Below are 14,392 nucleotides of genomic sequence, written 5' to 3'. Positions count from 1 at the left end.
ACATCTCTCCCTTATGAAGCTATTTGTAAGACGTTTCGGTCATCTTGCGGATACGCAGCGCATAATAAAGCTTTGCAGGCAAATCAATTCGGAATCGACCTTCAAATGTCCCTGTAAGAGGTGTGATGGTCATGTTCCATGTATCGATCAGATCTACTTCATATTTACCATCTGGCAGTGAAAATTCGCGATAGGCAAATCGATGTGGGCCAAAGTACTGTAAATAATATTCGCCCCTCACCTCCAACGTTGCAGCATCAAGTCGATCGCTGCTGTATGCCATATGAGCCGGTGCTTTATCTAGTATTTCGCGCATAAATTCGATTCTCCGAACACTTCGTCCTTGTACTTCCCCTCCATGAGACAACCAGAGTACATGCTCCGCATTTAAATACGTTTCTCCGTGTGTCACATAGCCTCCACGACAATTCCCTTCCCACATCCGGCAAACTAGCTCTTCAGGCGTTAAACTGCCCCACCTTGTATTCAGATTCCCTTCAAATCCACATTCATCAATGATAACCGGCTTTCCGAATTGTTTGGTGCATTCCGATACAACTCTTACGTCCGTAGATTTGATACTCGCATGAGTCACCCACGGTACGCCGAAATCGTACCAAACCCGACCATTATGAATGGAGCGTAAATGTCTTCCATAATCGCATTCCTGAATAAGTCGAAATAAGCGCTTCCAATCCTCACTACTTTTATGTGTCATGAAATCATAGTCATTCGCGAGTGACCACCATACATTGTGTTGTGCTCCAAGCCGTGCGATGACATATCGCAGATAACGGTCATCCTCATCCGAGGACATATTATCGAAGCCCCAACGGCCATTGTCATATGGATGCCACAAAATGAGCTCTGCTTGTACGCCGAGTTCTGCTAAATCCTTCACCTTTTTCTCCAAATGAGAAAAATATTCCGGACGAAGACGGCTATAATCGAATCCTTGTTCAGGCGTACCTTCAAACGGGTAGTTATTTGGCTCCGCGTCACGAAATTCATCGTTTGTCGGAAACACACTCATACGAATTTTGTTAAATGGCGAATGCTGCAGCATAAGCAGCGTTTGCTCCTGAAGTTCCTCTCTTTGCAAATGCCACCCATAAGAAGTTGTGCCAATTGGAGTGAATCGCTTTCCATCCGCGTATTGAAAATGAACAGTACCCTTTACCCGAACCGGTCCGTTATGTCCTGATGTTGGTCTGGTACACGCGAACTCTCCCGTTATTCCATCTAGCTTCGAACAATTGCTTGACGTTGAATACGTCCACACACCTTCTTCTTCTGGCATAAACCGGATCCGATAGTTCCCGTTACCGTCGTAAAATCCTTCAGCTTCCGCATAGGTTCGTTCTTTCTTGAAAACAGCGCAGAGACGTATGTCTGTGAACGGGTTTCCATGGCTGGGACCTTCGAGTGTCAATTCAAACACACCCCAACGCTCCACTTCTTTGGTTACTCTCAGAGAGACCTCCTCCTTCCCATTCATGGTTCAAAGCTTCCAAATTCGCAATGCAAGATTAGGTTTCCCGGGGAGGTCAACCTTGGTGCGTCCGCAAAACGTGCCTTTAACAGGCGTTACGGTCATGTCCCAAGTATCGATGATCTCTAGACGGTAGGAAGCATTGTCCGAAAGCTCAACGTAGGTATAAGCATGCTGATGATGGCCGAAATATTGAAGCCCATACTCTCCTCGCTGCCAAGCTTTTATCCAATCTGAAGGACCTTCCTCCATCAATTTACGCAAAAAAGCGATTCTCTGTGTACTCTCTCCATACAATTTTCCACCTGAAGAAATCCAGGCCCTTGTCTCCTTGTCGATAAACGATTCCCCATGCCCGACAAACCCGCCTCGAGACATGGCTTCCCAAAACCGGTGGGTCATTTCCTCACCCGAAATATTTCCCCAACGTCTGGAGCTGTTACCTTCATAAGATATTTCGTCAATGACGACCGGTTTTGCGTTCGCTTCCCGCCAGCTTGTCGTAAGCTCTGCATCCCAGTGCTGTATGCTCTGATGAGTGATCCAGGGTTTTGAAAAATCGTACACCCAAGAGGATTTGTACATCTTCGTTCCGTTATGGATCGAACGTAGATGTTGATAGGGGTCATGATGCTGTACGAATTGGATCAGTCGATCCCAGTCCTCAACCGTTTTGAATGTGTTAAAATCGTACTCATTGCAAAGCGACCACCATACATTTCGAAAAGAGGAGAGTCGCGCGATCACGTAGCGTAAGTAAAAAGTATCGGATGCCGCGTCCATGTTATCAACGCCCCAAAACCCTTTATCATAAGGATGAAATAAGACCAGATCGGCTTCTATACCGAGATCCATCAAATCGGTGATCCGCTTTTCAAAATGGTTGAAAAAATCAGGATTAAACCGCGTTTTATCCACATCTTCCGGACACGAACCATCGAAAACCAATCGAAGGGGTGCTTTCATATCTCTCGTTGGCAAAAGACACATCCGCACTTTATTAAACGGAGATTCTTTCAAGGATTCGAGTGTAAGCTCCTCAAGCAGCTCATTTCCGTGATGTGTCCAGTGATAGCAGGTAGTGCCGAACGGCATATACGGCGTACCGTCCTCAAAAGCGAATACATACTGATCCTTTACCCTTACAGGTCCATGGTTTTCACGCGAAGCCTCCACACACATGAATTCACCGTGTTGACCATCAAGATCATTGTGATTGCTTTGCGTGACATAAGTCCAAACACCGACTCGGTCGGGCATGAAGCGGATCCGGTATGTACCGTTTCCATCGTAAAAGCCATCTGGTTGAACAATGTAGTTTTTGTACTGAAATCGGGCAGATAGCTGAACTTCCTGAAACGGATTCCCTTCCGACGGTCCCTGCATCGTCAGCTCAAACCGTCCCCATTTCTCTATTTCTTGGCTGTTTTGTTGAATGCCCATCATTATGTTACGCCCCCTTCATCCGGTTTGATCCCTACTTGATGCCGGAATGCGCCATTGTCGCAATAACCTTACTTTGGAAAGCTAAAAACATGATGAAATTCGGCAAAAATAGGATCAATGCAGCAGCTGCAACAGCTCCTTGCCTGGATACACTGTTCGCTAGACCGGAAGTTAAAGTTTGAACATAGAACTGAAATGTTTTCAGTTCTTCATCTTGAATGAAATTTTCCGATGCTTCTGTGCTGAGCCATGTCGAGTTAAATGCGATGATACTAACTGTCATGATCGCAGGCATAACAACAGGAATGACAATTCTTAAAAAAAGTGTAAACTCTTTGGCTCCATCCATCCGAGCGGAATCGAGTAACTCATCCGGAAGTTGATCAATGAACTGCTTCATTAGAAAAACACCTGTTGGTACGGCTACAAGTGGAAGAACATGAGCCCAATAGGTATTAAATATGCCCAATTGGCTGATGATCAAATATCTCGGGATCGAAACTGTTTCAGGAACGAACAGCAGAGTTAGCAGAATCGTCGCAAATATAAACTTGTGCCCTGGAAACTTATGCTTGGATATCGGATACGCGCACATTGCACTTGCAATTACGATGGCTACAACGCCTAGAGTTGTGGCAATCACACTGTTAAACAAGTACCGCGTGATCGGGACTGCCGTACCCTTCGTGATGGACGCTAATTCTAAAAAGCTTTGAGTAGTAGGATGCCTCACGAAGATATTCGGCGGATAAATGAACAGCTCTTCATAAGGTTTAAAAGCATGATTAAATATATAGATCAGAGGCAGCATCAAAAAAATACTCATCAAAATAAGAATAAAAATCGATATTTTTTCCATTAGACTGAATCTGCGCAGCCGTTTGCGCAGACGCCATGAATCGAATTTCCGAAGAGTTCCAGCGACATTCATTTACTCGCCCTCCTTCGTGCCAAACAGCTTCTCACATAGCTTATTAGCAAAGTAAATAAAAATAAGGAGAAGTACAGATAACGCCGTCGAGTAACCGAGCTCAAAACGGGTGTATCCATAGTCATGCATGTGTGTCAAGAGAACATGACCCGAATATTGCGGTGTTGGATTCATCCCCGATAACGTCTGACCTATTTCTCCGGATTGAATCGCCCCGACGATCGCCATCACAGCTCCGAACAACATTTGGGGCTTCGTGGAAGGGATGGTAATATACCAGATTTCTTCCAGCCTGCTTCGAATGCCATCTATCCTACCTGCTTCGTATAGTTCCGGATTGACATTCAAAATACCGGCCAGCATTGCTAAGAAGCCAATCCCCATACTTTTCCACAGCGTGACAAAGACCATAGAACTCATCAAATACTCTTTGCTGGTAGCCCACAATAATGGTTCGGTAATGAACCCGAATTTAAGAAGGACACTATTCAAATAACCTATTCGATCGCTTGACAACATAGGAACCCATATAATACCAATCGCTATCGTGCCTGCCAAAGATGGCGTATACATAGCGAGTGTAAACCATTTGCGATATATACTAGGTAAGATCGAAATTAACCACGCTAGTAAGAAAGCGGCTATATATCCACCCGGACCTACTAGTAATGCGAATGTTATTGTGTTCGGCAGCGCATATTTGAGCAGGATCAAATCTTCCGACACCATGTAACGGAAATTATCCCAACCTGCGAAGCGTGGAGGTCCGATGGAATCGTAATACGTAAAACTGAGTACGATCGCAGATAGCACAGGAATGAAGATAAACAGAATGAAACAGATCATAAATGGCGCTATAAACAAATAGGATACACGGTATGACCAAATTGTTTGCAGCAAGGTACGATCCTTTTTCTTCACTCGGTTTGTGGACATATACGAACTAGGGAGCGTAATCGGCTCACTTTTTAACATACTTATCCACCCCTTCCCAAGGTTTTGTAATAACCGGTAAATCCAATGAACGGACCAATTTTCCATTTTCGTCGATAAATTTAAATTCCTGTAGTTTTCTCTTCACTTCGCGGTCCACTTCTTTCACGGCCAGTTCAAGTGATGTCCTGTAGTTCATCCCGTCTATGACGGTTCGATTCCATGCATTTTTCATTTCGCGCTCCATTAAATAGCTGCCGCCAGGTACGTTCGGCACTTCCCTGTACCATTTCCATTGCTCCAAAATCGCTTGGAGATCATCTTCCTTCCACGGAAGCTGCGTGAACGCTTCCATATTGGACGTGAACCATCGGAATGTAACGCCGTAAAGCGTTTCCAGCTCAGTACCAAACCTGCTCTGAACGTCTGCTGATGTCCACCATTTCAAAAACTCCCAGCTCTCATTCGGATGTTTGGCGTTTTTCATAATCATCGATGAGTACATGTTTCCGCCCATCCAACGAGCTACCGAACCATCCTCCTGACGTTCACCTGGTACCGGAGCAACCCCCCACAAACCATTCAATTCAGGAGCCGCTACATTTAATTGCAGATACGTATTCAAATCAGCAATACCAAGGGGATACGACCCATCCTTGAAATGTTGGTAGAAGCTGTCCATCTGTTGATCAATTGCATATTTGTTTTGCAATTCGGTCCATTGTTTGAACGCATTCAAACTTTTCTCCGAAGACAGCCCCGTCTTTGAACCGTCTTGCAAATAGTATTCCGCCCCATGCATCTGCAGGAATATACCGTGGTCGTTAACCGGTGTGAAGTTCATTCCGTTCTGCTGCAGTACAGGGAGCATCTTGTAAAGATCGTCCCATGTGTCAGGTACTTTTAAGTCTAGTCTTTTTAAAATATCTTTCCGATAATACATGGCACGGAACTCTTGTGTTTCTGGCACCGCGTAATAACCGCCATTATAATAAAAAGCTGGCCACGTACCTGGGGAAAATTGCTTAGCGTACTCATCGAAATCCGGAAATTGCTTCAGATTATAGACGCCGCCCCGAATCGCATAATCGAAAGGAATCGACTGCTGCAAGCCTAATGCAACGTCAGGTGCAATTCCTGCTGCGTTCATCATAACAAGCAGTTTTTCATCTTTTAGCAGATTTACCCTAACTTTAATGCCGGTTTGCGGTGTAAACATCTCATCTGCCAAACCTTGCAGCATGTTGACGTAATCCCTACCACGCAGCATCCAGACATCAAGCACCATGTCATCCTTATTCGTTGTTCTTTTTGATTTAAAGGAGTCGATAAAGTTGATGAGCCCGCCTTCCAACTTCTCATAAAAGGTCGGGAGCATTTTCGGAAGCGGCTGCTGGGCTGGCACGACATAAATGCGATCCAACTGAAGAGGCTGATAGGTGAGCTGCTTGATCTGTTCGGCCACCTTGCCTTGAAGCCTGTTCAATATACTTGCATTATAAGGAATTTCATCTGGATCTTTCAGCAAACCTTCCAAATCTTTCTGCACGGTGACAAGCGCTTGCGTAACGGCATCTGGTCGGCCATTAATAGCTGCCATCCGTTCTCGCACACCATTCAAATCATCATGCACACCTTGCATTTGTTCAATAAATGAAGGAAGGTCATTTTTGAGATCCCAAGTCCGGTTTTTGTCGTCAACATTGCCTGTTAATGTTCTCAAATCCTCGGATAACTTAGATAATTCACTGATCGTCTGTTCCAAATCCGATGAAACTGAACCCAACGGAGCCCAAGTGGCACGCATCGAGATCGTATTGCTCCCTTTTTCCAAGTAAAATTCATATGGATTGTTGTGTTCATCGGCCAGTGTAATACTTTTCCAACCAGTTGCGTACATAAACCGATAGGCTTTCAGCTCATTAAATGGTATTTTGCCGTTAATCATAATCTGCCGGAATGACGAGCGGTTAGATACATAAGACTGTTCCGCGCGCATCGCAATTTTGTAGTACCCGGTTTCCGGTACATCAAAGTTCCAGCTAATCTCTTGGTTATTCGAAGACCACCGAGCTCCGTCTACCACATTGTAAGTAATATGTCCGCGTACACTAGGCGTTGACGCAATATCGTTATCGAAGGCCAAGGTGATGGCTGAATCGTTCTTCCATTGCATCTGCTCAGCTTCAATCTTGATCGGGTCCGACTTTACAGGAGGTGTATCGGTTGGCCACTCACTTCTCACTTTTTTATACTCGTCTGGTTGATGAGGCGCTTTTAACGTTATAGTCTCGAGAGCAAAAGGATCACTGCCCGACAATCGAATTCTGTGCTTCCCAGGTTTTAAATACCACGTCAGCGGATCCTCGTATGCACCTGATATATCGCGAAGTTCCCAAGTTAACCAGCCTGATTTGTCCTCCGCCGATGGTCGAATCTCATCGCCTTTGTCATCTTGACGAATCGGAAACTTATCCTTCCATTGTCTGTATAACTCGACTGATTTCGATTCCAAATAAGGGCTTGAACCATCAATGGTCAGATTCAGCGCAATCGGCTTTCGGTATTTCGTACCGACGAAAGGATTATAGGTCATTGCAATGGTATACAATCCACCTTGCGCCACATCCACCTCATATTCAATCCATTCGTCCTTTGAAGCGCTCCAGATCAAAACGTTATTTTTTACATTATAAGTCCCGGTAGAAATATTGGCGTTAGCCGACTGGCTGGCCAGCTTCGCCCCAGGGATAGTCAAACTCCCATTATGATCGATCGAAGCGCCTTCCTTTTTCCACTGTTCCAACTTCTCCGAATAAGATGGATCCAGATGCTTGGAAGAATTCGCTTGCTCTTCCATATTCGTTGTCTTTAATTCTGTTCCCAATGAAGGACTTGTATCCGCTAAACCGGGAAGCGTTTGACTGAGCATACAGAAGAGCGCCAGCATCGTTGAAATCCATACCCGGGTTCGAAAAAAAACCTTCAATTTCATCCCTCCGCTGTCTATTTAATACATGAGATTTTCCTTTGAATCTTTATCGAAAAATAGTACTTTCTGCATATCAAGAGATAGAACAAGCTTCTCATCTTCCACGAAGTTGTGATCAGCACGGGTTCGAACGATCAGTAAATTGGGCACACCAATGTCCATATACAGGTACATATCTGCCCCCATCAATTCATTGATCTTTTGAACCCCGTTAATTTGAGCGTGCTGGCCAACATCTGTCTCTGGATGATTTACATGTATATTCTCACACCGAATTCCTAGAAAAACGGATCTATTTACTTTGTTTTTCTTTTTCAAAATGCTCGACTGCTGTGAGGGAATTTCTAAATAATATCGATTGGTATGAAACTCTAGTTTGCCGTCCGTGCCTTCCATAATTTTTCCCTCAATGAGATTGATCGGCGGCGTCCCGATAAATCCGGCGACGAACATATTTCTCGGATTATTGTAAATCTGTTGCGGTGTATCTACCTGTTGGATAACGCCGTCTTTCATGACAACAATGCGATGCCCCATGGTCATGGCTTCTACTTGATCATGTGTCACGTAAACCATTGTTACGCCGAGCTGCTTGTGAAGCTTAATGATCTCTGTTCGCATTTGAACTCTCAGTTTTGCATCCAAATTTGACAGCGGCTCATCCATTAGAAAAACCTGGGGATCACGGACAATGGCTCTTCCTAAAGCTACACGCTGACGCTGACCGCCAGAGAGTTGCTTAGGCTTCCTATCGAGAAACGGTTCAATTTCCAGTATTCTTGATGATTTTTTTACCGCTAAGTCGATCTCATGTTTGGGCATCTTCCGCAAGCGCAAACCGAATGCAATATTTTCGTACACACTCATGTTCGGGTATAAAGCGTAATTTTGAAAAACCATCGCAATATCCCGATCCTTCGGCGGCAAATCATTGACAAGCTGATCTCCAATATAAAGCTCTCCTGATGTGATATCTTCTAAGCCAGCAATCATCCTGAGTGTTGTTGATTTCCCGCAGCCAGACGGACCTACCATGACAAGAAATTCTCCGTCGTGTATTTCCAAATGGAAATCTTTCACTGCATATCCGCCATCTTTGCCATAACGTTTTTCTACGTGATTCAAAAGAATGCGCCCCATTTCGGCACCTCCTATAGTCTGTTTCAATCATCCCGATGATAACGGTTTCAGTTCATTATACATCCATCAACTTTTTCACATATAGGTGATGATGGCTTACTCTATAGGTGAATCATGCTTTCAACTGCCTAGCTAACCAATCGTAAGACAGTCGCCCAGATACTTCATGTTTCCCTGGAAAAAGATCAACTTCTAAATTCGAAGCCAATCCTTCAGAATGATATATCTCTTTAAGTTTAGCTACAGCTTCTTGAACGGAAGCAACTGGGAATAGCGGGTCTTCCCTGCCTGATTCGACAAATAGTGCCCGCGGTGCGATCAATCCAATAAGTTCTGGAAGCTCCGCAAAAGGAAGAATCGAAGGCAAGTAATTATCAATGCAATGATTCATGGCTAATATGCTTCCGCTAAACGAGCTTGTAAACGCACAAAGAACAGTAGCCTGAATGCGTTCATCCAAAGCGGAAGAAAGCGAAGCTATCAGACCGCCACCGGAAAAACCCATACTTCCGATCCGATTAGGATCAACATCCGCACGAGTTAATACATAATCTACCGATCTTATTGCTTCATAAATCCTCAGCCCGGCTAAAGTTTTACCATAAAGCAGCAAGCGAGAAGTTAGCGCTACACAGGAACTGTTTTTCTTAGGGTCCTTCCCCCTGTCGACTGACAACCTACGATCACCAAACCCAATGATTTCAGGCGCTATGACAATCATTCCTCTTCGTACAAGATGCAAGGCAAAATGTTGATGAATGCCGGGAGGGTCGTCATCCGTGGTTCCGTCTGGCCGCAAACCGACAATTTCCCTACTCCCATAACCGTGTCCGTGCCAAGCAAGTACGGCTGGAGCCCTGCCCGTGAGCCCTTTCGGAATCAACACGAAGGCAGCTATCTGAAGGTTTACATCTGTTGTGTAAATAACACGCTCTAAATAATGATCCCCCTTATCGATCTTCTCGCCTACAACAGGGTTCAATTCACTTAACCCTCTGGGGAAATCCCCCAAACTTGCAAGCAGCTTTGTCCGCACATCCGCTTTTCGCTCTCTCCATGGTTGTACTCGGGCATGATCAGACGTCTTATTCAAATCGCTGTAAAGCTGTACGAAATACTCATCCGGATTTAACATTCAGTATCCCACCCTTTTAATAAATAAAAAAAAGCTGCTCCATTGCGATATTGCGATGGTCAGCCGTAAACCTCTTAGTATGTTAATGCCTTATCTTCGAATTCTTGGAAGTTTTGTCGATATTGTCGAGGGGTTACCCCCGTTTTTTTACGAAATAGTGCATGGAAAAATTTCATGTCCTGATATCCCACCTGATTGGCAATTTGGTAGATCGGAATATCTGATGACTTCAGCAGTTCACAGCATTTTTGTATACGCACGTTCTGTAAGTATTGTGTGAACGATAAGCCCGTTGATTTTTTAAACAACCGTTGAAAATGGCTGGCACTTAAAAAAAAGTAATCCGCCACATGCTGAACCGTAAGATTATCGGTGTAATGCGCTTTGATGAAATGAACAACTTCCTCAAGCATTCGAAACGGAACCGCTTCCGTTTCATTTTTCAATTCAAAACGCTGCAGCATCACCAACATTTGAATCAGTAATGCTGTCAAAATCGTCTCAAAGCCATTGCTTCGTTTCAAATATTCTTGATACATCGCGTTAACAATCGTTGAAAACGTATCATGTTTATCTTGAAAATGCAGCCAGCGCTCGGGGCACTTGCAAGGAAGCGTGATGGAATTGTAGGTCAGGCATTCTTCCTGAAGCATATGCATCCAGTTTTCTAATAACTCTACTCTAAAAATACAGTTATAAATGACGAGCATTTTATCCTGCGTCGGAGAGGACGGCCGAAACACATGTGATGTTCCAATCGGAATCACAAACAGGTCTCCCTGTTTAATGGGAATCACTTGATCTTCAATGTAATGATAACCGCTTCCTTCCCCCACATAGCTGATTTCAACAAAATCATGGGTATGTTGAGTAGTTGTAAACGATTCCAATTCGCGATTAATAAAAATATTCATCTTTCCATCAAAAAACATATCCCCACTTAAATGTCCAATTCTACCATTCATGTCCATCACCTCCGGCGCAAGATATTAACCCTCATGAATCCATTCTTCCGTTAGACAAACATGTTTGATACCTTTACGCAAATAAGAAAAAGCAATATGTATCTTGCCATCACGCGTGGAGATAATCGAGGGGTAGGAATACCCGATCTCACTATCTTTGTATTCCAAATCCGCCATCTGTATATTCTTGTAGTATGGCCATGTTTTTCCTTCGTCTTCCGAAATCGCTAAGGTAAGTGGTGTACGAAGCGGTTTTTTTCGGAATTCTCCCTTCCTTTGAACCCACCTGAATTGGTCCCGTTCCATGGAGGAATTGTTATAAATCAAGGCCAAGTGGCCGTTTTGCAGCTTAATGAACTGCATCGAGGAATTATTGTTGGGCAATTCGCTCTTGACCGGAACCGTCCAATTTCTCCCGTTATCTTGAGAGATACTTGTATAAATGCGGTCTGCCTGGCGGCTTCGAAACATGGCAAAAAGCGTACCATCAATTCGTTCAACAACATTCATTTGAACCCGGTGCGTGCTGCCCTGCACTTCGTATTCCTTCCATGTTTTCCCTTGGTCGGAGCTGATTTGCACAACGCTGTAGTGCCCGTCAAGCTTGCAATAATACGTCGGAAGCAGCCAATCGCCATTTTTGAGCACGAGCAGCGGATGCCTCAGAAATATGCCCAAACCGTCAAACAAAACTTCAGTCGGACCCCAAGTAAAGCCATTGTCATCCGATATGCGGTAAACAATTCTTGATGTTTTTTGATTGTGGGGCTCGTTGGACGTATGGAACAGCCAAAGTTTTCCATCGGGCGCCTGGTGAAGGATCGGATTTTGTTCGGATCGTTCGATATCACCTGACAGCTGCATTGGAGCAGTCCATTCATTGGATCCGGCAGATAATCTCGACATCAGTACGTTGGTATCTGGATTGCCTTCCCCGCTGCCCGAAAACCAGACACAGAGAAGATCGCCATTGTCTAATTCTAGTAAATTAGCGGCATGGTTGTCATTCGGGTACGGAATAGGAAGGTATGCTTCCCGTAATTGCGAATCCGTTTCCGACTGTACAACAACTCCATTGAAACGTTTCATTAAAACACACTCCTTGTCCGATTGGGTTATCAATTTACGATATGGTCAACTCTTTCCAAGTTAACTCTGTTCGACAAAGTGTTGGATTGGAGAAAATAAGTTTGTCATTTACATATAAACGGTAGCCATCTTCGCTAAAGGGAATCTCCGATGACACACTCGGTTTCCGATATGAGATTCGTATTTCCATACCCGCCACCTTCACGCGATCCAGACAAAAATAATCTAAATCCACATTCAGAGGATCCAGAACAATCCCATCTTTTTCAATCGATAATCCTGCCACATGTGAAATTAACAAATCGATATAGTACGAATGATTATATTCCTGTTCGTCGCTTAACGGTTCACCTGTTGCGCTGTTGTAATGCTCAACTAGACCGGGTTGGTTTAAATCTCTTTGCATAAAATGGAGAAACGAATACTCGCGTAGATAATAGGCAAATTGACGATCAAATTGATGATTTCTCCGCTTGCTTTCCTTGGCAAGCGCATCAAGCGCGATCGAATTGGTATAAGGCCAGGTTGGACCATCCCAAACGCAGCCGTTCCGACCTTTGACAAAGTGTCCCATCCAACCGCCTTCTTGTGAATAGGCAGGAGAATCGGCGGAAACAGACGGGAACGGGCATTTCGTACGAAATTCCTGTTCATCGAACAGATGCTCGATCATTCCATTGAATTGATCATCTAGGATTTCTGCCCACCCGGGATAGATCCCGACAATATTTTTGACAAACGCCTTTTCATCTGTTTGATAATGTAGATCATAGAAGAACTTTGTATCTTCATTCCACATTTTCCCAAGTATATCCTGCTTGATTTCTTCAGCTTGCCAAAAAAAAACTTTCGCTTCCGGATCACCCGTTGCCTCGCAAAGCTTAGCAACGCCTAGCGTGTTCAAGTAGTGATACACAGCGCGATCCACCCTCTTAAGATGGGTATAGGTAGCTTTGTCCTTCGGATTTTTCGGGAATTGGTGAAAATACCAATAACTTGGCTGATATTCTTTTCCCGTCCGTGTATGTTTATGTTCGATCATCAAATGATCCTGATCATTACCGTTCACACGTTTCCATGCCGAAATATTCGATTTCATGGCAGGCAGTAAGTCAACTATCATTTCGGTGTTTCGATGCACAAGAAAGAGCTTATATGCGGCCCAGCAAGAGAAGTTGGCAAAGGAATGCAGGATGGAATCTACCGTCAAGCAGCTAAACATACCGTCTTCACCGGGAGCGCTCTTCATGTTACGAAGCGGACCCTCACTATATACGGGATCGTGATACCATCTAGCATCCATAATATGTAAAGGGACGGACAGATTAATTAGCTTGCTGAACTCCCATCCCCCCTTACTAAAGGGCTTTTTACTTTTTTTATGAGATCTGCCCTCGTAGAACAATGGATAGGACAAGTGACCGTACTGCGGATCGGCCAAATTGTGCCGAAGCAGAAACCAACGATAGGTCCACGTCTTGTTTAACACAGGGTCGCTGCTGGCGAATGTAGGTGTTTTCTCAAACCAGATTTGATACTCATTACTCTGATTTACTACTAGTTGATCAACCGTGTAACCGCTTTCCGCATAGCTCGATGCCCGTTCCTTCAGCAAGGCGATATCATCCTGACCGGAAATTCCGAATGCTGCAGCGACAATAATTGCTTTGGTTTCACCTGGTTTCAACCGTAGCTCTTCGAATACAGTGGGATCACTTACGGCAATAGCACCTGAGACATTAAAGCTGTAATGCTCGATATTGAACAATCCATACAGATAATTCTCTATGCGCTCTGAGAACGAATCGCCATAGGTCTCCAAACGAAGGATTAGCTCCTCATCGCTGCGATTCGTCCAAGTTTGGCACGAAACCGCACAATCATTCCAAGTTATGAATTTGCGTTCTTCCAATGAAAGACGGTTGCCTGTATAAGCCATGAGCAAGTGACTTGGAAACCATTCCGTCTGACATGGCTCTAAGCTTTCTGCCAAATTGTTCGTTATCTTAAACAACAAAGGAATATTCACTTTGTGAATAAAATCGAACCTTCCAGAAAAACCAGGTACGGGATCCAAATAATCGGCCCACAACCGCGCTCCGGTCGAACCGAGCAAGAGTGCACCGGGGAGCGTGCGAAGTGCTTTTTTTCCCGCGCGCAATGTTTCGTCCAATCGGCTGCCAGCTGGCATGGATGACCTCCCAGCCCATATATACTTATGGGTGTATAATATTACCATAATTATTATATCGAATTCATTTGATGCGTG

10 protein-coding genes are annotated in these 14,392 nt (G+C 44.4%); all 10 read right to left on the bottom strand.

The window, feature by feature from the left end; genetic code table 11:
• Nucleotides 1–19 precede the first annotated feature (19 nt).
• On the bottom strand, nt 20–1,498 hold the full coding sequence (locus ASG89_RS05195) for a DUF5060 domain-containing protein (RefSeq protein ID WP_057309363.1): 1,479 nt from the start codon (nt 1,496–1,498) through the stop codon (nt 20–22).
• A 3-nt stretch (nt 1,499–1,501) separates the two neighbouring features.
• Nucleotides 1,502–2,938, bottom strand: coding sequence for a DUF5060 domain-containing protein (locus ASG89_RS05190; protein ID WP_057309361.1), 1,437 nt, complete (start codon nt 2,936–2,938; stop codon nt 1,502–1,504).
• Nucleotides 2,939–2,969: 31 nt separating this feature from the next.
• Entirely contained in the window at nt 2,970–3,869 is a 900-nt protein-coding gene (locus ASG89_RS05185) for a carbohydrate ABC transporter permease (protein ID WP_057309359.1), read from the bottom strand.
• Complete coding sequence (locus tag ASG89_RS05180) at nt 3,870–4,844, bottom strand: carbohydrate ABC transporter permease (protein ID WP_414813243.1); 975 nt, start codon at nt 4,842–4,844, stop codon at nt 3,870–3,872.
• Nucleotides 4,831–7,797, bottom strand: coding sequence for an extracellular solute-binding protein (locus ASG89_RS05175; protein WP_082592755.1), 2,967 nt, complete (start codon nt 7,795–7,797; stop codon nt 4,831–4,833). Before ASG89_RS05175 ends, ASG89_RS05180 begins: the two co-directional genes overlap by 14 nt.
• A gap of 15 nt (nt 7,798–7,812) precedes the next feature.
• Nucleotides 7,813–8,934 carry an ABC transporter ATP-binding protein gene (locus tag ASG89_RS05170; protein WP_057309355.1) on the bottom strand — a complete coding sequence of 374 codons (1,122 nt, stop codon included), beginning with the start codon at nt 8,932–8,934 and terminating at the stop codon, nt 7,813–7,815.
• Nucleotides 8,935–9,046: 112 nt separating this feature from the next.
• A complete protein-coding gene (locus tag ASG89_RS05165; RefSeq protein WP_057309353.1) occupies nt 9,047–10,069 on the bottom strand; it encodes a dienelactone hydrolase family protein in 1,023 nt (340 codons plus the stop codon).
• Nucleotides 10,070–10,143: 74 nt separating this feature from the next.
• Entirely contained in the window at nt 10,144–11,034 is an 891-nt protein-coding gene (locus tag ASG89_RS05160) for an AraC family transcriptional regulator (protein ID WP_057309351.1), read from the bottom strand.
• Nucleotides 11,035–11,058: 24 nt separating this feature from the next.
• A complete protein-coding gene (locus ASG89_RS05155) occupies nt 11,059–12,123 on the bottom strand; it encodes a sialidase family protein (protein ID WP_057309349.1) in 1,065 nt (354 codons plus the stop codon).
• 34 nt (nt 12,124–12,157) lie between these two features.
• Nucleotides 12,158–14,314: an MGH1-like glycoside hydrolase domain-containing protein gene (locus ASG89_RS05150; protein WP_057309347.1), complete on the bottom strand. Its 2,157-nt coding sequence runs from the start codon at nt 14,312–14,314 to the stop codon at nt 12,158–12,160.
• Between the last annotated feature and the right edge of the window lie 78 nt (nt 14,315–14,392).

This window comes from Paenibacillus sp. Soil766, from assembly GCF_001428105.1.
Lineage (GTDB): Bacteria > Bacillota > Bacilli > Paenibacillales > NBRC-103111 > Paenibacillus_E.
The sequence above is the reverse complement of the archived record's forward strand: the minus strand, read 5'-3'. Positions and strand labels throughout refer to the sequence as shown.